Source organism: Arthrobacter roseus, assembly GCF_016907875.1.
Lineage (GTDB): Bacteria > Actinomycetota > Actinomycetes > Actinomycetales > Micrococcaceae > Arthrobacter_J > Arthrobacter_J roseus.
Genome location: NZ_JAFBCU010000001.1, coordinates 1 through 18973, shown reverse-complemented (window position 1 = coordinate 18973; position 18973 = coordinate 1). Strand labels below are relative to the sequence as shown.

The following is an 18973-nucleotide window of genomic DNA, read 5'->3' as shown; positions in this document are numbered from 1 at the left end:
TTAGCAACTGTTTTCTCGCGAACCATAATCCGGGCGGATTACGGTGATCAATCAGATTTATGAGTGAGTGACTCACCGCGCAGCGCTGCGACTTCTTCGCGCAAACGCGAGATTTCCGCCTCGTCATTGCGTGTGGAGTGGGACTGTTCACCGGTACTGGCTTTGCCCGCCATCGCACACCGGTCCTGACGCATCGGACGTAAGCAGAAGAAGTAAGTCACTGCCAGCGACAACAGAAGAACCACTGCGGCGAAGCCGAGCTCGCTCATCGCGAGCCAGTACTCTTCGAAGGCAGGGTCGGCGGGTTCTGCCCGGAGTCCCGCTCACTTGCGCGGAGCTGGTCCACCTCGGCGCGCAACTTCGTTAACTCCGTTTCAGTGGCAGGGGAGGGATCCGGAGCCGACGGCGAACTGTTCTTACTGCCGCGCATCATGAGCCACATCATGACTCCCATACCGACCGGGCATGCCAGTACGGCAAGGGCGAGTAGGGCTTCGCTCATCGGGTTTCCCCCTGCTCTTCGCCAGTGGGCGCTGATGGCATGCCATCCTGTGGGTGGCCGCCCATCATCTGCTCGTGCATCCGGGCCATGCCCGGGGCTCTTTGCATCATGTCCTCGTGCATGCTGGCCATCTCCGACATCTGCTGCATCATCTGCTCGTGCATCCCGGCCATATTGCGCATACCGTCCTGGCCATCCATCCGATGCTGCTCGGCCGGAGAGGACGAGCTATTGCCAGGTGCGGGATGCCCAGCGGCGGCACTGGCGGGTACGGCCGCACCGGCGGCAAGGAGCCCGGTGGCGGCGACGGCTGATATCCATGTACGTATGCGCATGAGCGCCTCCTCTTTATCTACTATTCTCCATAGTAGTACAGGAATGGATTGGAGTGCAACGCGGGCAGGGTGGGCGCCGACAGCGAGAGGAGCGTAATAGGCTGAGGTTCGTGGACATTGAACATCGAGCGAGCGTTTCGGGTAGTAGAGCCGGTTTCGCTTCGGCCGCTGCCGGTATCGCCTTGTCTCTGGTCTCGGCCTGGGTTTTGCGACACCGGACGTCTAAAAGAGTGCAGCGGTGGCAGCCGGGGGGCGGCACGGTGCAACGCAGTGGTGCACTCGGTGTGCGGGTTTTTGGGCGGGGTGAGCCGGTTCTCGTGCTGCTGCCCGGGATCGGAGCAAGTCAGGCTTTCTATGGGGCCGCGTATGACCGGTTGGGCGACATCGCGACTGTGCTCGTCATGGACCCTTTGGGGTTCGGCTCATCTATGGACCCCGGGACGAATCCTGAAGGGTTTGCGCTCAGCCAACACACCGAGGCGCTCTCTATCGCCCTACGAGAACTCGGTCTTAGTCAACGCCCGCTGATTGTGGTGGGCCACTCGATGGGTGCCTCGCTCGCGCTCCAGTGGGCGGCGGCCGTTGACAGCGACGTGCGGGCGGTCATCGCCTTCAACGCACCGCTCTACTACTCACCTGAGGAAGCGACGGATCGGGTGCGCCAGATAGGGTGGTTCGAGGCGCTCCTTGCGAGCGGGCCCCTCGCTCGTGAGGTGTGTTGGTGGATGTGTCGCCACCGCACCACGGCATCCGCAATCGCTGTATTGATAAATCCGGCCATCCCGATCGCGATTGTACGAGACGGGGTGAAGCACACCTGGTTTTCCTACATCGGCAGTTTCCGTGCACTGGTCAGCGGCGATACCTGGGTTCCGGCGCTCTCGAGCCTCTTGATGCGGCAAGTGTCCGTAGACCTCGTGGATGGCGCATCCGATCCTGTGCCCATGCCGGGACGTGCAGACATGCTCGCCGACCGCTATGACAACGTCACAGCGCGTACACATCCAGGTGGCCATGATCTGCCTCTGACATCTCCTGGCTGGTGCACCGAGTACATCTACCGGCGGGTACTGGAGACCGACTTGTCAGCCCGGAAGCTGCCCATCTGAGCGGTTCAGCAATTGAGAGCTGAATGGCGGCCTGTTCCCGGCAGGCCGATGTAGTCCTCTAAAACGATAACTGTCATTTTTCGAAGTCGTCTGCACGGGCATCCGCGGAAGTACAGGAGTTTGTGGGGACGGGTGTGAACAGTCGGGTGTTTGAACCCGGCTGCACAACATGCGTTCCGTATTGAAGTCGTCTGCACTCCCAACCTGAGGGTTGTAAACCGCTGTCCAAGACGGCCGGGTCCGCTCTGCGCGGAAGATGAAGGCATTGCTTGCGGGATGGCAGGAACCGCCAATCGAAGCTGCAAAATAACCGCCGTTTATCCCTAAGACAGATGTGCTGACCCTAGTCCTCTTGATGATGCCCAAGCAGACAACTTCGAAAAATGACAGTGTCTCGCAACCGGTGTTGCCATCACGAATTAGTGCTCCTGCTTAGGAGACGGGGTAGCAAGACATGGAAGGAGCCGCTGCGGCGGGAGGTCGGTGTCATTTTTCGAAGACTTCTGCACCGAATGTTTGAAGTCGCCTGCACTGACTGCTGGACGCTGTGGTCTGTTCGTTAGAGAAGGATCCTGATGGATGAGTGCCGGTTCAGATGTATTGGCAGACTTGGTTCGGTGCGCAGGCGGCGGGCTCGACTGTGAGGCTGGCCGAATGCAGGCTTCCCACTGTTTCGCGTAGAACCAGCAGGTCCGCTATCTGGTCATCGAGTTCCTTCAGCCGGCCGGACAGCAGTGACTGTACGTGGGCGCATGGCGCGTTGCCTCCGTCCCGGATGTGGAGGATTTCGCCGATCTGGGCCAGCTTCAGTCCAGCGCTTTGGCCTCGCCGGATGAAGGCAATCCGGTGAACGGTATTACTCGGATAATCGCGGTAGCCGCTTGAGGTTCGCGGCGGTAGCGGCATCAGGCCCTCCGACTCGTAGAACCGCAGGGTTTTGGTGGTGGTCCCCGTGGCGTTTGCCAGTTCACCTATCCGCATGATCGTTCCTTCGCTGTCTTCCGTAACTTGACCTTCCACTTTACTGGAACGTTGATGATGGAGTTTCGATATGTCCGTGTGCGAAGGAGGAGGTAAGTGGTGATGGCTGAGTATGAATTCGATCTGGCTGTGGTGGGTTCCGGTGGTGCGGCCATGGCTGCGGCCATCACAGCGCGGCAGTCCGGTAAGACAGTGGTGCTTATTGAGCGCGCGGTGCTGGGAGGAACATGCGTGAATGTGGGGTGCGTTCCTTCCAAAACCTTGCTGGCTGCGGCCGGTAACCGCCATGCCGCTCTGAACAACCCCTTTCCTGGCGCGCCGACCTCCGCGGGCACCATTGATCTGCAATCCCTGCTAACGCAGAAAGATGCGCTGATTGAGCACTTACGTGGTGCGAAATACGCCGATGTGGCTGCTTCCTACGGATTCGAAATCCGCGCCGGTGAGGCTTCCTTCCTCGACAATGAGACATTGGCGGTTGATGGTGTGCCTCTGTCCGCGCGATCGTTCATCGTCGCAACCGGAGCCGGACCTGCCCTACCAGAGATGACCGGCCTCGATGAGATGGAATACCTCACGTCCACCAGCGCTATGGAACAAACCAGCCTTCCCGAATCACTGATTGTCATCGGCGGCGGTTATGTGGGCTTGGAACAGGCCCAGCTGTTCGCGCACCTGGGATCAACGGTGACCATCATCGGGCGGATCGCCCCGGCCGCCGAGCCCGAGCTGGCGTCCATCCTCCGTACAGCGTTGATCGATGCGGGGATCATTGTCGTTGAGGAACATGCGGTGTCCGTCTCGGCTGTGAGCGGAGGCGTCACCGTCAGCACTGGTTCCCGCGTGGTGTTGCACGCGGAGAAATTGCTGATCGCCACGGGGCGGACTGCCCGAACGGATGGACTGAACCTCGACGCTGCGGGGGTGGCCATTGATGAACAGGGCTTCATCACGGTCGATGACCGGCAGCGGACCAGCAACCCACGCGTTTTCGCCGCGGGCGACGTGACCGGCGGACCCCAATACGTCTACGTTGCCGCCGCTTCGGGCAAAGCTGCAGCACACAACGCACTCCAAAACTCTCCAGCAGATGCATCGGCGCGATTGGATTACACCGGCCTGCCCGCGGTCATCTTCACCCGCCCCCAGCTGGCCATAGCGGGCCTCACCGAAGCCGAAGCCGTCGCCGGCGGATACCAGTGTGAGTGCCGCGTGCTGGGCTTTGAGGATCTACCCCGGGCACTGGTCAACCACGACACCAACGGGGCGATCAAGATGGTCGCTGATGCCCACACCGGCCAAATCCTCGGACTCAGCGCGGTCGGCGACGGCGTAGGAGAAATAATGCTGGCCGCTACTTACGCGATCCGGGCTGGGATGACGACCCGGCACATCATCGACACTTGGGCGCCGTATCTGACCATGTCGGAAAGTTTCCGTCTCGTCGCCGGCCTGTTCCACAACGAAATGCCCACCTCTTGCTGCGCGTGACGAAGCATACGGGCTGCTCTGATGGGTAAGCGGACTTCCTTCACCACTTTGATGCGGCAGCAGCAGTACCAGCGTCTGTGGACCGCCCGGACCATTTCCCAATGGGGGGACGCCTTCAACACGGTCGCCCTGGTTCTACTGGTCTACTCCCTGACCGGTTCCGGACTCGGAGTGTCCGGGGTGGTCATCGCCGAAATCATCCCGGTTCTGCTCTTGGCTCCCTTGGCGGGGTCGCTCGTGGACCGGCTGCCGCGGGTGAAGGTCATGATCGCCGCGGACCTGATCCGGGCCGGGCTCGCCTTTGCCCTGCCCTTCGTGGACGGCAACGTTATCAACGTCTACCTGATCGCCGTCGGTCTCTCCGCCGCAGCCGTGTTCTTCAACCCGGCGGCGCAATCGGTCCTGCCCTCCATCATCAGGGAGCGGGACCTGGTCGCCGCGAACAGTGGGCTCTGGACCGCCGCCGTCATCTCCCAGGTCGTCCTGGCACCCCTGGCCGGCGTGGTGGTTGCAGTCTTCGGCTATGACTGGGCGTTCTGGATCAACGCCGCAAGCTACCTCGCCTCAGCCGCCGCCCTGCTGCGCCTGACAGTACCTACCCAGCCCGCCCGCACCCACCGGTCCTCCTGGTACCGGGACGCCCGCGAAGGACTCACAGAACTCGCACGGCACCGGCTCTTGCGCGCGCTAGCGGCCACACAGTTTTTGGCCGCCCTCTCAGCCGGAGCAACCGGCGCGCTGCTCGTCGTTTTGGCAGAAGACCACCTCCGCCTCGACGAGGCCAGCTTCGGACTGCTCATTGGAGCCATCGGCGCCGGCGCCGCAATTGGGCCTCTCATCCTCGCTCGGATTACTGACAACCCGCGCCGGCCAGGGTTTGTGCTGGGACCGTTTGTCCTCCGCGGACTGGTCGACGCCGTCCTCGCGACGATCACTGGACTGTTCTCCGCCATGGCCGCCCTGGTCGTCTACGGGCTGGGAACCTCCACCGGAGCCGTCACCTTCAACTCACTCCTGCAGGCAGAGATACCGGAGAAACTACGCGGGCGCATCTTCGCCACCTTCGACATGCTCTGGCAATCCGGCCGACTCATCTCACTACTACTCGGCGGCATCACCGCTGACCTCTTCGGCATCAGAGCGGTCTTCTACCTGGGCGGCACCCTCCTACTGACCGCCGCCTGGACCGGCTGGCGCGGACTGAAAACCGACACCTCCGCCAATCCTTTCTGAGACTGGAACTTCTAAGTCCTGCTCAGCAGCTTTACCCCGTCGGACCGCAGCTCACCAGTTGGGGTACATGCCGGTACAGGGCTCGTCTGGTGATGCCGAGCTCCTTGCAGAGGTCGCCGACTTTGGTGTCGGGCTGTCCCATGGAAGCTCTGGCCAGGCGGACTTTCGCCGGGGTCATTTTGTAGGGTCGCCCACCTGTCCCCCCGCGCGCACGTGCGGAGGCCAGGCCGGCGAGGGTGCGCTCGGAAATCAGCTCGCGTTCGAACTCGGCCAGGGCGGCGAAGATCCCGAAGACCAGTTTCCCGGAGGCAGTGGTGGTGTCGATGGCTGCGCCCTGCCCGGTGAGGACTTTGAGCCCGATGCCGCGTTCGGTGAGGTCGTGGACGATGTTGACCAGGTGCCGCAGGTCTCGGCCGAGCCGGTCCAGTTTCCAGACCATGAGGGTGTCGCCGTCGCGCAGAGATTTCAGGCAGGACATAAGTTCGGGGCGGTCTTCGTTTTCTGCTGCTTCGCCACACCTATACGAAGACCGGTTTGACCGGGCCCGACGATCTCACACCGGCGAAGATCATGGGATCCGTTCGCAAACAGGGGGTCGCGGCCTATAAGTTCCCCAGGACTCCACCTCTCATCTGGCTGAACTTCATCGCCGTCGGAGGTAACCGCTGCAGGTTCCTAAACGCTTACGAGAACCAAGGCGAAGCTCTGGCCGAACGGACGGAGACGCTGCGCTTCTACGACCTGTTGCCATCCTCATGCCTCTCCACCTTCCAAAATCTGCTGGTCATCGATTGGTCCAGTGACACAGTCAATTGGGCGAAGCGAGGCGAATTGGGTGCCGGCTTCCGGGTCAATGAGATCGCCGATGCCCAGGCCCGGGCCTTCCCGGGATTCGATAACTTGATCCTCTCGTTTAGCGAGCTGCAATCGGTCATGGAGGACTCCCGCTATGAAAGCTGGCGCGAAGTGCTCAAAGTGGTCCAGGGAATCTACTTGATCGCCGACACGAAAAGCGGACAGCTGTACGTGGGGAAGGCTGACGGCAGCGAACGGATCCTGGGGCGCTGGAATGCTTACGCGAAGACCGGCCATGGCGGCAACGTCGCACTCCGCAACCTCGACGATCTGGACATGTCCCACCGAAACCATTTCCAGTTCAGCATCCTGCGCGTCTTCAGCACTGGCGCTTCAACAGTGGAAATCGACGGAGCCGAGGCCCACTACAAGCGTGCGCTCCTCAGTAGGCAGTTCGGACTGAACCGCAACTAACACCACCCCGGGAAGTCCCCAGCAGCCTCGACGTCTGCACCCCACGCTCTACCCGGTGGATCCCCGAAGCGGATAGAGCGAAGGCGTCAACGCAGTAGCCGCAACCGTTCGGTGCAGACGACTCCGATGCAAAACGCTAGCTAGTGCACGCGGGTTCGAACAGCCACGTGTTCAGAGCCGGCTGCACAACTGATAGAGGCCCCGCTTTTCCGCCGGTCTTATGTGAGTAGGAGCGGGTTATTGAGATCGTTTCAGAGTACTTCGTATTGGTCGGGGCTCATATAGCCAGTGTTGCTGTGCTGGCGTTTGCTGTTGTAGAAGGCCAGCCAGGCGTTCATTGCTGTGATGAGTTCAATCACGGTCTGCCAGGTCTTTCGGCTGTTCAGGGGTTCGGTCTGCATGCGGCCCCAGAAGGACTCCATGGCAGCGTTATCGCGCAATCCCGACGCTGCCCGGCGAGGGGGGAGGTCCCAAGTATGAAGGTTCTCACTGAACCCTTAGGAAGTGAAGTTCGCGCCGTGATCCGAATGCATGATTGTCGGCCCTTCGCGCTTCCGGTTTCGTTGGGCCGGGGGGAGTCCGGCTGACCGCGGTGCGAACGAAGCAATCCAGCACCACACAGCAGTAGTAGACCTCACTTTCCTTCGTGGGGTGTTCAGTAACGTCAGTCAGCCAAAGCCTGTTTGGTCCGTCAGCGGTGAAGATCCGATTGACTAGATCGGTATCAGTGCGTTTGTCTGCCAGCGGGTTACGGAACGCGCTGGCCCGCCGAACTCCGGCGATTTCGTGTTCGACCATGATGGGCTTGATGAGTTTGTCGTTGAGGATCATCGCACAGAGCGGCGCGCTCCCGTCATTATCGAGCCGAAGCGGAGTTTGAATCTTCCCTGTGCCGGGTTTCGACTCAGGCAAACCGACGGGAGTTCGGCTGCGGTGATGACTGTTAGGCGCAGTCGCGTCGCCCCTGCCTCAGATCGTTGTATCTGCTTCGTGCCATTCAAACTTGCGTGACGGCGCGTCCACCGGCGTTTGTGCCAGGTGGTTTGTGTAGTTCGACATCACCTTCTGCGAGATGCCCAAGACAACCTCGAGAACCTGGCGCTTGGTGAAGCCGGCGTCCAGGAAGGTCTGCACCGCGCTCTCGTCGACGTTGCCTCGTTCACGCAACATGGCCAACGTGAAGGTGCGAAGGGCTTCCAGCCGGGCATTCGGTAGTGGCGTTTCATTGCGCAGCGCCTTGGTGATGGCGTCGTCCACCTTCATGGCTTTGGCAATACCGGTGTGAGCGGGCACGCAGTAGTGGCAGGCGTGTTCAACGTTGGCCGTCTGCCAGACGACCGTGAGTTCATCTTTGTCAAAGCTGGAATTCATAAAAAGCTCGTGTGTCAGCCGGTAGCCCTCGAGCAGTCCGGGCGCTTCGGCCATGACGGCGTGCAGGCCGGGGATCATGCCGTGCTGTTTTTTTGACTGCGCGAGTAGCGCTTTGCTGTCTTCGGGCGCCGTTTCTTCGTTGTGCAGCTGAAATTCGATCATTGGTGGCTCCCGTTCAGTTGTGGCGGCAGTTGCCCGCCGGGGATAGCAAAACGTGGGACGATTCTTGGCTTTGTGCCGGTCAGATGCTGCGGTGGTCCCGGACCGCGGCTTCCAACTCTTCAAGTCCCGGGGCGATGGCGGCGTCGACTGCCAGCGGGTCGGTAGCGTTGAGCTGCTGCATCTCACGGCCGTCCTGGGCGGTGGCGTTGATCTCGTGCTCGCCTGCGGCGAGTCCGGACATCACATCGGCTACGACGTCGGCGACTGATCGGCGCTCCCAGTCGGCGTTCTGAGTGCCCATCATTGCGGTGTCAGTGGCGCCCGGGTAGACGGTGGCGATGTGCACGCCCGTGCCGTGCAGTTCGCGCCGCAAAGATTCACCGAAGCTGGCCAGGCCGGATTTTGTGGCTGCATAGATGGCGTAGAACGGCATGCCTACCAGTGCGATCTCGCTGGAAATGTTCAGCACAAGACTTCCGGTGCCGGCTGCGCTGTTACGCAGCTGCGGCAGGAGGGCCCGGGTCAGCAACAGCGGTGCCGTGAGGTTCACATCGATCATCGACCGGATATCGGCTTCACTGGACTGCTCCAGCCGGCCAGCACGGACATTACCGGCGTTATTGACGAGCAGATCCACAGTGTCCCAGGACTGCACGGATGAGGCCACCCGGTCCACCGAATCCGGCTTGCTCAAGTCCTGCACTAGGATTTCTGCGCTGCCCCCGGCGGTCTGCACCAAAAGCGCAGTTTCCTTCAGTGTTCCTTCTTTGCGGCCCACGAGCAGCAGGTGGCCACCCTTAGCGCCGAACTCGAGGGCCAGTGCCTGGCCGATTCCCTGGCCTGCACCGGTGATGATGCCTCGGCGGTTTCTGAGATCCACGATGAAGATCCTTCCGAGTTGAGGTAGCGGCCCGCAGTGGCGGCCCGCAGAACGTGTTGTTCTGTACCGAACGGTACCATAAGGGTCACAGGCTTTGGTACCGAAAGGTTACAAACCTCTTCGGGAGACGTAGTATCAGGATATGAGCGCTAGTGTAAATGCCACGATCGGTCGCCCCCGGCTCTTCGATGAGGAGGCGGTGCTCTCCCGTTTGACGGCCCTCTTCTGGCGGCAGGGATACAGCCAGACGTCGGTGGGGGACATCGTGAAAGCCAGCGGCGTTCACAAGCCCAGCCTGTACAGGACCTTTGGCACCAAGGAAGAACTGTTCGCGAGGGTGCTGCGCCGATACCTCGCAGAGCGGATTGGGATGTTCGCCGGTATGGTCGAGCAGGCCGGACCTGGCATCGAGGGTGTCCATACCTTCCTGAACCTGTTTGAGGCTGACGCGGTCTCTGAACGCGGTCGGGACGGTTGCCTGATGGTGATGGCCTCGAACGAACTACGCGGCACCCTGCCGGGCTACGACTTCTCGGCTGACTACCGGCGGCAAATGGGCGGGCAGATCGAAACCCTCGTCGCCCAGGCGCTACCCGACGACGGGTCTGCTCTCATCCAGGCCCGCTCTGATTTGCTGACAACCTCCCTGCTGGGGCTACAGGTGATCATGCGTTCCGGTGCCGGTGCTGAGGAGATCCACCGATACCTTCATGCCGTGCACCTCGCTGCCGACTCCTGGTGAAGTTTGCGGCGTACAGCGCGGACCTGGCCTCGAAGTGTTCCATCGGGTGTCGGTGCCGTCAGGTACCAGGACCGCCGATACGTCAGTGGCGTTACGGGCTGCAATGACAGCACCACCGCGGGTAGAGCTTCCGCCATCCGCTACTCACAGGGAAGGGTGAGCGGCCAGGTTCGGGGGTCGTATCCACGAGCGTTGATATCCAGGTATAAAAGGTGAAAGAGGCTCGATATGGCAGGACGGTTTGAGATCTACCGGGACGAGGAGCAGTTCAGGTTCCGATTGACCGGAGACGACGGAGCGACCCTAGTGACGAGTGAAACTTACAGTGAAAAGGAAGCAACCATTGTAGGAATCAAGGGAATCCGGGACTGCGCGTCGACGGCGCTCATCGCTGACGTCAGTTGACGCGAACGGCGAGAGAAGGACGATTCCGTAGGTCGACGGTAAAAACGGTGGCCTTGGATTTCCATGAGTGAACGCGGGCTGGGGAGGCGCCGGGAACAATCGGTACAGTTGCCCTCAAAGAAATGACCAACCGCACTGGAAAGAACGTGTTGTTGCCGACGGATAGGAATAAGAACTACACGGGCTTCGTTGCTGGTTTAAGGACTGTTTAGCTGTTGATGTGATTGCATCGCGATCAAGGGATGGTTTATGGCGTTGACGTCAGGGTTGGATCGGGATTCAAGGCCGCTCTCAGAGTCCGAAGCGGAAGTCTATGTCGCGTCGGTGTGTTTCAAGACCGGTCCTCCGGGGGCCGTGGGCGTGGAAATCGAACGGATTGTGCACGATGCGTTCAACCCGCGGCGGCCGGTGCCGGTAGCTGAAGTCCGGTCTGTTGTTGCGGAGGCGGAAATAGATCTTCCCGGTGGTGGTGTCATTACCTATGAGCCGGGTGGGCAGCTTGAACTGAGCTCGGCGTGCGGTGCTGACCTTCCCGCAGTCATCCAAGCTACAAGAAGAGACCTCGCCGGCATTGATGATGCTTTCGGGGACACGGGTCTTTCCTTCAGTAGCGTCGCCCTGGATCCAGTCCGTCCGCCTGTGCGGACGCTGGATCATCCCCGGTACGCAGCCATGGAAACCCATTTTGATCGTTCTGGGCCCGCCGGACGGACCATGATGTGCTCCACTTCATCCCTGCAGGTATGTCTGGACGCCGGTCTGCCCGGAAACGGCACCGGCAGCGCCGTGCAGCGCTGGCAGCGACTCCACCGTCTCGCCCCGGTGCTCGTCGCACTTTTTGGCAATTCCCCCTTCCGCAGCGGCGCGCCCAGCGGCTGGCAGAGCACACGCGAGGCCGTGTGGCTGAAAACCGACCCGTCCCGTACAGCCCCCGTTCCGGATTCCGAGGATCCTCCGGCCGCGTGGGCCCACTATGCCCTCGATGCGTCGATACTGTGCATCCCAACGTCGCAGGGTTCGTGGGAAGCACCGCGAGCACTGACCATGCGGGAATGGCTCCGCGGACAGGGGCCCCGGCCAGTCACCGGTGCGGACCTCGACTACCATCTCAGCACTCTCTTTCCCTTCATCCGCCCCCGGGGATTCCTTGAGATCCGGGTGATCGATGCCCAGGCTGGCTCCGACTGGGAAGCGGTCGCAGCCATAACGACCGCATTGGTGGATGATGAGTGGGCAGCGGACAGCGCTGCGGAAGCCTGTTCACCAGTGACTGCGCTGCCCGACCCAATGACTACTGCGGCCCGGGATGGGTTGGCCGACCCTGTCCTTGCTACAGCGGGGCAGGTTTGCGCTGAGGCAGCACTGGGCGCGATGGAACGGCTGGGCGCCGATGCGGCCACACGGTTCCGGGTGGAATCGTTTGTTGAGCAATACGCAGCGCGTGGGCGCTCTCCCGCAGACCAGCGGATCGACGATTGGCGCCGCACGGGTCGGTTCTCAGATTCCGCACAGCGAAAGGAAAAAGGCCAATGACGAATCCGCAAATCTCACCGGACACCAGCGGTGCCCCCGAGAAACTTCGCGCCTCCATCGCGGAGGGCCTGGAGTGCGCGCGTCGTCGTACCCATGCTCTCACCGCGTGTGACGAGGAGGAACTGCTCAAACAGCATTCACCCCTGATGTCGCCACTGGTATGGGACCTTGCGCATGTCGGCAGCCAGGAAGAACTATGGCTGGTCCGCGACGTCGGTAGGATGGAGCCGCTCCGCCCGGAAATCGACAAACTCTACGACGCCTTTGAACATTCGCGCAGCAGCCGCCCCTCGCTGCCGCTGCTGGCACCGTCGGAATCGCGGGGCTACCTCGCCGATGTGCGTTCCAAGACGCTGGGCATCCTAGAACGGGTTCCCCTTGAGGGTTCGCCGCTGCTGGAGGGTGGGTTTGCCTTCGGCATGATGATCCAGCATGAACAACAGCACGCCGAGACCATGCTCGCGACCCATCAGCTTCGGGTCGGCGACCCCGTGCTGCACCCGGTGAATCCGGATCCCGGCGTGCTGGCCCGCGGTGTCACCAGGCTTCCGCGGGAAGTGCATGTGCCAGCCGGCTCCTTCACGATGGGCACCTCCGTGGAACCCTGGGCACTGGATAACGAACGGCCTGCCCATGAGGTGCACGTTCCCGGCTACTGGATCGACACGGTTCCGGTTAGCAACGGTGCGTTCACTGATTTCGTGAACGACGGCGGATACTCGAACCCGGTTTGGTGGACCGCCGAGGGCTGGAGCCACCGCAACGATGATGACCTAAGGGCACCCAAGTACTGGAGGCGGGACGGTTACCAGTGGTGGAGGACCCGTTTCGGCGTTCTTGAGCCGGTTCCCGTGGATGAACCCGTACAGCATGTGTCCTTCTTTGAGGCCGAGGCATATGCCCGCTGGGCGGGGAGGCGCCTGCCCACCGAGGCAGAGTGGGAGAAGGCTGCTCGCCACGACCCGGTCAGCGGCCGGTCCCGGCGCTACCCGTGGGGCGACGAGGACCCGACGGCCCTGCACGCGAACCTGGGCGGAGCAGCGCTGCGGCCTTCCCCTGTCGGGTCCTACCCCGAGGGCGCGTCCGCGCTGGGCGTCCATCAACTGATCGGCGATGTCTGGGAATGGACGTCCAGCGACTTCGGTCCATATCCCGGGTTCCAGGTGTTTCCCTACGCCGAGTACAGCAAAGCCTTCTTCGGCGGAGGTTACAAGGTGCTGCGCGGTGGTTCCTGGGCTGCCGACAAAGCAGCGAGCCGAGGAACGTTCCGGAACTGGGATTACCCTATCCGGCGCCAGATCTTCACCGGCTTCCGGACCGCCCGGGACGCCGCTCCAGCTGGCGGGATGTAGAGGGTGTGTCGTCATCTGGCGTTCCTTGGCCCGCCGACGCCGCTGGCCACACTGATTTCGGCGCCCGAGCACGGCCTGCTCCGGCAGTCCTGGGCACCGCGGCGCCAACGCAACGGTACGATGAACGCGGACGGGTTCGGCGTCGGCTGGTATGCCGCCGAAGATCCCGTCCCGGCCCGCTACCGGCGCGCTGTGCCCATGTGGACGGACCAGTCCTTCGCTGACCTGGCGCGGGTCACCACCAGCACAGCGGTGCTTGCCGCCGTCCGTTCAGCGACACCCGGTACGACGCCGGACGAGGCTGCTGCTGCTCCCTACACCTCGGGGAAATGGATGTTCAGCCACAACGGGCGGATCGACAACTGGCCCAGGTCCGCGGAGACACTTGCGGCGACGCTGCCTCCGGCCCGGCTTCTTGCCCTGGAGGCCCGGGTGGATTCAGCCCTGCTGTGGGCGCTCGTCCTTGAGCGGCTCCAATCGCCTGACTACGGTGTCCAGCACTCCGCCGCCGACGTGCTGGCACGCGTTGCGATCGACGCCGCCGCCGCGAGCCCGGGCAGGTACAACTTCCTTTTGACCGACGGAACGACCATCGCGGCCACGGCGGCCGGCGATACCCTTTTTTGGCGCTCAGACAACAGAGGCACCGTCGTTGCCAGTGAGCCCTCCGACGACGATGCCGGATGGCATGAGGTCCCGGATCAGTCCCTGTTGGTCGCCACCTCGCACGGCGTCGATATAAGCCCGATATCCCACGTAGAGATGGAGCCCGCGCTCAGATGAACCCCTCAAAAACAGCACTTGAGATAGTCCATCACCTACCGCCGCACTACCTCGAGCGCACCCTGCGCGAGGACGTGCGCGCAGGGCTGGGAAAACCGGCAAAAACGCTGCCACCCAAGTGGTTCTACGATCAGCGGGGCAGCGAACTGTTCGAGCAGATCACCCAGCTGCCAGAATATTTCCCCACACGCGCCGAACGGCGCATCCTCGAGGACCATGCGCGGGAGATGGCGGGGACAAGCCCGGCAGAGACGCTCATTGAACTTGGCTCCGGCTCATCGAGGAAAACACCCCTGCTGCTCGATGCATTGATGGACGCCGGAGATCTCCGGAGCTATGTTGCCGTGGACGTCAGTGACAGCGCGCTGACGGGGGCCAACAGCGAATTGTCTCGGAACTATTCCGATCTCACCCTGCAGGCGGTGGCCGCTGATTTCGAATCACAGCTGCAGCTGCTTCCGAAGGACGGACGAAGGATGGTGGCGTTCCTGGGCGGTACGATCGGGAACCTCGAGCCGGATGCCCGTGCACAGTTCCTGATCCAGGTGCGGGAACTGTTGGGGCAGGCGGGTGGATCATTGCTACTGGGCACGGGCTTGGTGCAGCCGCCGGAGATACTGATTCCCGCCTACGACGACCCCAGCGGTGTGACAGCCGACTTCAACCGGAATGTGCTGCGTGTCCTCAACGCCGAGTTGGGGGCGGATTTCGACGTCGAGGCATTCGAGCATGTCGCGGTGTGGAACGAGGCTGAGGAGTGGATCGAGATGAGGCTCCGCGCCACGCGGGCCATGTACGTGCAACTGCCCGGCGCCGGTCTTGAAATCCACTTTGACCAGAGTGAGGACCTCAGGACCGAGGTGTCCGCAAAGTTCCGCCCGGAGCGGATTGAAGCTGAGCTGGCGGCGGCGCAGCTAACCATCGCAGGGCAGTGGACGGATCCCGATAAACGCTATGCGATGACCCTGGCCGAACCGTTCTGAACCGCAGCTGGTCTAGGGTGCGTGAGTTGGTTTGAAAACGTGGTCGTAGAGCACGCCGGTCGATACGGCCTGGACGAATTTGTTGACCAGATCCACGGTCCAATCCTCGGCGGTCCAGGTGGTGGGCTTATACAGTCCAAGAGCGGTGGTGAGTAGGACATCGCCCGAATAGACGGTGTGGGAAACACGACCGCGATTGCTTTCGCCCCACGCAGGCCAGTGTGGGCTGTGAGGCCATAGGCCGAACCCCACATGGTTCCCAATGCAAAGTGCGTGACCCAGTTCAACTGTTTGCGGCCCCGATCGGTCGTCGGATGGATGGGCAGGATCCGTTCGGCCAAATCCGCGGGACCGTAACTGGCCTCACGCCGGGTCAAGGGCATCTCAACGAACGTCTGGAACGCCGTCATCACCACGGTCCCAGCAACACCTGCAGCCATGCCCCGGACAATCGACCCAATGATGGAAGGCTTCTCTTGAGCAAACATACTGCCAATTGTTGTCTCCCCGAGCAGTAGCCGCAACTATTATGACCGTTACTGTGGAGGTCATGTCAATGAAACAGAACCCGAGAGAACCACTGCCCAGTACGCGGTGGGTGCGCGGAATCGTGGGTGACGCTCTTGTGGTCGACAGCCGCGATCAGCTCCTTGTATGGGAAGAAGAAATCCCTGTACCGCGGTACGTGTTCCGGGACGAAGATGTCCGCTCAGAGCATCTGATACCTACCGGACCTCCGGACGACTTGCACTACCACCACCCGAATACCGAAGTCACGTCCTGGTTCGATGTAGTTGTTGATAACCACATCATTCGCCACGGGGCGTGGCGGATAAAGGGTCTTGCCGGTTATACGGGAGTGACGTGGGAACGCGGTGAGTTTGACCACTGGTATGAAGAAAATCAGGAAGTGTTCGAGCATCCCCACGACCCCTTCGTCCATATTGATGCCCTGCCTAGCTCTCGATTAGTGACGGTGCGCCACGACAACGTCGTGATCGGCGAGTCGCGAGAGGCGATCTTCCTTTGGGAAACAGGGCTGCCACCGCGCTACTACCTGCCGAGGCGAGACATCGACTTTGACCTTCTCACGCCGACGACCACGAAGAGTATCTGTCCCTACAAGGGCTTCGCCACCGACTACTGGAGCGTTACCAGCAAATCTTCTCTCACTGACATTGCATGGTCCTACCCCGAACCGTTCTTCCCGTACCGCAACATCGCCGGGGCAGTCGCCTTCCTGCAAGAGGAACTGGACATTTCCATCGACGGCTTACCGCAAACACGCCCTGTGCCCAAACGGTGGCCAGCACGGTCCCGGCTACGGGTCTAGTCACCGATCAGCTGGCACAATAAAGACATGACTCACGCAGCGAACGCCCGCCGGAAGAATCCGTATCGAGCCGCGTTAGCTGTGGGTCCTGTTCTGGGGTTGGCTTTGGTACTGGGCGGCTGTGGTGCGGGTTCGTCCGAGTCCGAGTCCGAGGATGCGGTGCCATCCGGTGCCTACGCCAGTGTGTCTGCGGACATCGAGCCGGACACGAAGGATGCTGAGCACCCCGACGTCCTCGGCGCCGTGCTTGAGGGCGACAGCAACGCAGGCTGGTCGCTGGAGGTGACGCTCAGCTCGGAGTACGACAGCCCTAAGCGGTACGCCGACGGCTGGCGGGTGCTGGATGCGGATGGGAATGTGCTCGGTGAGCACACGCTGGGCCACGACCACGCCGATGAGCAGCCCGTGACACGCACCCAGAGCGATCTTGAGATCCCCGAGGGCGTCGATGTCATTACTGTCCAGGGCAGGGATACCGAGAACGGGTTCGGCGGTGCGACTCTCGAGGTCAAGGTCCCGCGCTAGCGCCCGGCGCAAAGTAGCAGGCGTCGTCCGCGCATCGCGGCCCCACCTCTCTTCAGCAAGTGCTGATGGCACGGCTTGCCTGCTGGCTTCGGCAAGCGTTGGCTCGTGGCCGATTGGCGGGACCCGGCGGAGGCGCCGGTAGCAGCAGTCCCGGCAGCCCCGGTCCTGGCCGAGCCACTGCCATCGTCCGGAGCACCACCACCGCCGTACTGGTTAACCTGCTTCGGCAGCGCGAACACCAAGACGAAGGCGGCCACGGCGAAGATCGCACTGACGAGCATGGCGTGGGCGGAGGCGTTGGTGAAGCCAGCGGCAACTTCCGCTGCGGCCTGTCTCTTGACTTCCGCAATGGCAGCGGCCGTATTCGACGTCGGCCCTGGCTGTTTGTTTATCGACAGGGTGCCGAAGAGGACCGAACCGATCACGGCGATGCCGATGGCAGCACCAACACGCTGGATGGCAGCGATGACGGAAGAGCCAGATCCTGCATCCCGATGATCAACGGTCGCCACAATGAATTGGGCATTCGGTGCAATGAACAATCCGTTGCCAACACCGGCGATGAGGAGCGGCGCAAGCAGAGTCCAGTTGGTGAGGTCGGTGCCTTTGACGTTCTCGAAGAGTAGCCACAGCCAGATCAGGCCGATGGCTACACATGCGGTTCCGAGCACCAGAACGTTTCGACCAAGTCGCATAGATAGTCGATTGCTCTGCGACGAGCCGACGATGCTGCCCACAGCGAACGGAATGGTCACCACGCCTGATGCGAGAGCGCTGTGGGCGAGACCGGCTTGCCACAGCAGCGCGATCGTGAAGAAGATGCTCGTGAACGCGGCGAAATAGACGAGGGCGAGGATCACGCCGCCGGTGAACTGGGGGTGCTTGAACAGAGGTGGCGGCACAAGGGCGCTTCGGCCTCGGCGAGTGTAAAAGACCTCCCAGAGAGCGAACAGTGCCAGCAGGACGACGCCGCCCGCGATTGTGAGGTAGGTCCAGAGCGGCCAGCCCTCATCCTGGCCCTGGATGAGGGGGACGAGCAAGCAGACCAGGGCAGCGGATACGAGGAAGACGCCGAACCAATCCAGACCGGCGGGAGGACGCGGCGCGTCCGGGTCGCGCTTCGGAAGCCAGAAGAACGCGAGAACGAGTGCAGCTAGGCCGATGGGCAGGTTCACAAAGAAGACGAAGCGCCAGCCGTTGGTTTCACCGAAAGCTTGGATCAGGAGGCCGCCGATGATCGGGCCGAGCGCTGACGAGACACCAATGACGCTGCCCATGATCGCGAAGGCCTTGCCTCGCTGCCGCGGAGGGAAGAGCAGCTGGATGTAGGCGGTCACGGCGGGCACAAAAATGCCGCCCGCGAGACCCTGAATGACGCGAAAAATGACGAGCTCCATGTCGGACTGCGCCACTCCGCAGGCGAAGGACGCCACTGTGAAGAGGGCGATACCAGTGAAGAAAACCCACTTGTGGCCCACCCGGTCGCCGATACGGCCGGCGGGAATCAGCGAGAGTCCGAAAGCCAGGGCGTAACCGGAGATGATCCAGGAGAGCGTGGCCTCACTCGCGTCGATGGAGGTGCGGATGGTCGGCAGGGCAACGTTGACGATGGTGGTGTCCAGAAGCGCGATGGACATCCCGATCAGGAGGACGACGAGCGCTTTCCATGCCGATGTGGGAACAGTGGGAGCAGCGGATTGGGCTCTGGCCATTGAGTTAGTCACTAGTGTGGTGCCCTTTCACACGTGGAGGCTGTCTGCAAGTCCTTCCGGGCCGTGGGCTCATACACAGTTTACGTCCGGAACTCCGTCAGTGGCGTACCGCCTAATCCGTTGGGCCGCCTACGTGTCACGTCGGCAGGTCAGTAGTCGGGATTGATGGACTTGAGGTAGTGGTCTACGGCCGCCTTGGGCACTCGGTAGGAGCGGCCAAACCGAATACCCTGCAGCACTCCCGACTGCACCAGACGATATACCGTCATCTT

General features: G+C 61.8%; 23 protein-coding genes. 12 read left to right on the top strand and 11 right to left on the bottom strand.

Annotation, left to right across the window (positions count from 1 at the left end):
• Positions 1-47 precede the first annotated feature (47 nt).
• Genes JOE65_RS00115 through JOE65_RS00105 form a run of 3 tightly spaced genes read right to left on the bottom strand, consistent with a single transcriptional unit; the run spans position 48 to position 837 of the window.
• Positions 48-269 (bottom strand): hypothetical protein, encoded by a 222-nt coding sequence (locus JOE65_RS00115; protein ID WP_205161338.1) that lies wholly within the window; start codon positions 267-269, stop codon positions 48-50.
• Complete coding sequence (locus tag JOE65_RS00110; protein WP_205161336.1) at positions 266-502, bottom strand: hypothetical protein; 237 nt, start codon at positions 500-502, stop codon at positions 266-268. Before JOE65_RS00110 ends, JOE65_RS00115 begins: the two co-directional genes overlap by 4 nt.
• Positions 499-837, bottom strand: a complete 339-nt coding sequence (locus JOE65_RS00105; RefSeq protein WP_205161335.1) for a hypothetical protein — start codon at positions 835-837, stop codon at positions 499-501. The genes JOE65_RS00110 and JOE65_RS00105 overlap by 4 nt, the downstream gene beginning before the upstream one ends.
• A gap of 110 nt (positions 838-947) precedes the next feature.
• Between JOE65_RS00105 and JOE65_RS00100 the strand changes: the two genes are divergently transcribed.
• On the top strand, positions 948-1946 hold the full coding sequence (locus JOE65_RS00100; protein WP_205161334.1) for an alpha/beta fold hydrolase: 999 nt from the start codon (positions 948-950) through the stop codon (positions 1944-1946).
• 591 nt (positions 1947-2537) lie between these two features.
• Here JOE65_RS00100 and JOE65_RS00095 read toward each other — a convergent pair.
• Positions 2538-2927: a heavy metal-responsive transcriptional regulator gene (locus JOE65_RS00095; protein ID WP_205161332.1), complete on the bottom strand. Its 390-nt coding sequence runs from the start codon at positions 2925-2927 to the stop codon at positions 2538-2540.
• A gap of 102 nt (positions 2928-3029) precedes the next feature.
• Here JOE65_RS00095 and merA point away from each other — a divergent pair, with 102 nt between their 5' ends.
• Positions 3030-4418 carry a mercury(II) reductase gene (merA, locus tag JOE65_RS00090; RefSeq protein ID WP_205161331.1) on the top strand — a complete coding sequence of 463 codons (1389 nt, stop codon included), beginning with the start codon at positions 3030-3032 and terminating at the stop codon, positions 4416-4418.
• Between the two features lie 21 nt (positions 4419-4439).
• Entirely contained in the window at positions 4440-5651 is a 1212-nt protein-coding gene (locus JOE65_RS00085; RefSeq protein WP_205161330.1) for an MFS transporter, read from the top strand.
• Positions 5652-5682: 31 nt separating this feature from the next.
• On the opposite strand, the gene JOE65_RS00080 is transcribed toward JOE65_RS00085, so the two are convergent.
• Entirely contained in the window at positions 5683-6129 is a 447-nt protein-coding gene (locus JOE65_RS00080; protein ID WP_476693094.1) for a recombinase family protein, read from the bottom strand.
• Between the two features lie 56 nt (positions 6130-6185).
• Between JOE65_RS00080 and JOE65_RS00075 the strand changes: the two genes are divergently transcribed.
• Complete coding sequence (locus tag JOE65_RS00075; protein ID WP_239536558.1) at positions 6186-6920, top strand: GIY-YIG nuclease family protein; 735 nt, start codon at positions 6186-6188, stop codon at positions 6918-6920.
• 251 nt (positions 6921-7171) lie between these two features.
• On the opposite strand, the gene JOE65_RS00070 is transcribed toward JOE65_RS00075, so the two are convergent.
• From JOE65_RS00070 to JOE65_RS00055, 4 genes are all read right to left on the bottom strand, one after another.
• Positions 7172-7342, bottom strand: a complete 171-nt coding sequence (locus JOE65_RS00070) for an integrase core domain-containing protein (protein WP_205161329.1) — start codon at positions 7340-7342, stop codon at positions 7172-7174.
• A 64-nt stretch (positions 7343-7406) separates the two neighbouring features.
• The gene (locus JOE65_RS00065; RefSeq protein WP_205161328.1) at positions 7407-7751 is read right to left on the bottom strand and encodes a hypothetical protein; all 345 of its coding nucleotides are present in this window, start codon (positions 7749-7751) and stop codon (positions 7407-7409) included.
• A 138-nt stretch (positions 7752-7889) separates the two neighbouring features.
• Positions 7890-8453 (bottom strand): carboxymuconolactone decarboxylase family protein, encoded by a 564-nt coding sequence (locus tag JOE65_RS00060; protein ID WP_205161327.1) that lies wholly within the window; start codon positions 8451-8453, stop codon positions 7890-7892.
• 79 nt (positions 8454-8532) lie between these two features.
• Positions 8533-9333, bottom strand: a complete 801-nt coding sequence (locus tag JOE65_RS00055; RefSeq protein WP_205161326.1) for an SDR family NAD(P)-dependent oxidoreductase — start codon at positions 9331-9333, stop codon at positions 8533-8535.
• Positions 9334-9475: 142 nt separating this feature from the next.
• Here JOE65_RS00055 and JOE65_RS00050 point away from each other — a divergent pair, with 142 nt between their 5' ends.
• The 8 genes from JOE65_RS00050 to JOE65_RS00015 all read left to right on the top strand — a co-directional run bounded on the left by JOE65_RS00050 (position 9476) and on the right by JOE65_RS00015 (position 16989).
• Positions 9476-10075 carry a TetR/AcrR family transcriptional regulator gene (locus JOE65_RS00050; protein WP_205161325.1) on the top strand — a complete coding sequence of 200 codons (600 nt, stop codon included), beginning with the start codon at positions 9476-9478 and terminating at the stop codon, positions 10073-10075.
• Positions 10076-10303: 228 nt separating this feature from the next.
• Positions 10304-10480, top strand: a complete 177-nt coding sequence (locus JOE65_RS00045) for a YegP family protein (protein WP_205161324.1) — start codon at positions 10304-10306, stop codon at positions 10478-10480.
• Positions 10481-10729: 249 nt separating this feature from the next.
• The gene (locus JOE65_RS00040) at positions 10730-12013 is read left to right on the top strand and encodes a glutamate-cysteine ligase family protein (protein ID WP_205161323.1); all 1284 of its coding nucleotides are present in this window, start codon (positions 10730-10732) and stop codon (positions 12011-12013) included.
• Entirely contained in the window at positions 12010-13365 is a 1356-nt protein-coding gene (gene egtB / locus JOE65_RS00035; protein ID WP_205161322.1) for an ergothioneine biosynthesis protein EgtB, read from the top strand. Before JOE65_RS00040 ends, egtB begins: the two co-directional genes overlap by 4 nt.
• Before the next feature lie 3 nt (positions 13366-13368).
• Positions 13369-14148 (top strand): ergothioneine biosynthesis protein EgtC, encoded by a 780-nt coding sequence (gene egtC / locus JOE65_RS00030; RefSeq protein WP_205161321.1) that lies wholly within the window; start codon positions 13369-13371, stop codon positions 14146-14148.
• A complete protein-coding gene (gene egtD, locus JOE65_RS00025) occupies positions 14145-15131 on the top strand; it encodes an L-histidine N(alpha)-methyltransferase (RefSeq protein ID WP_205161320.1) in 987 nt (328 codons plus the stop codon). The genes egtC and egtD overlap by 4 nt, the downstream gene beginning before the upstream one ends.
• A 550-nt stretch (positions 15132-15681) precedes the next feature.
• Entirely contained in the window at positions 15682-16464 is a 783-nt protein-coding gene (locus JOE65_RS00020; protein WP_205161319.1) for a DUF427 domain-containing protein, read from the top strand.
• Between the two features lie 27 nt (positions 16465-16491).
• Complete coding sequence (locus tag JOE65_RS00015; RefSeq protein WP_205161318.1) at positions 16492-16989, top strand: hypothetical protein; 498 nt, start codon at positions 16492-16494, stop codon at positions 16987-16989.
• Here the strand turns inward: JOE65_RS00015 and JOE65_RS00010 are convergent.
• Positions 16986-18713 carry an MFS transporter gene (locus JOE65_RS00010; protein WP_338021507.1) on the bottom strand — a complete coding sequence of 576 codons (1728 nt, stop codon included), beginning with the start codon at positions 18711-18713 and terminating at the stop codon, positions 16986-16988. The two genes, JOE65_RS00015 and JOE65_RS00010, sit on opposite strands and share 4 nt — an antisense overlap.
• A 137-nt stretch (positions 18714-18850) precedes the next feature.
• A complete protein-coding gene (locus JOE65_RS00005; RefSeq protein WP_420827513.1) occupies positions 18851-18970 on the bottom strand; it encodes an excisionase family DNA-binding protein in 120 nt (39 codons plus the stop codon).
• Positions 18971-18973 lie beyond the last annotated feature (3 nt).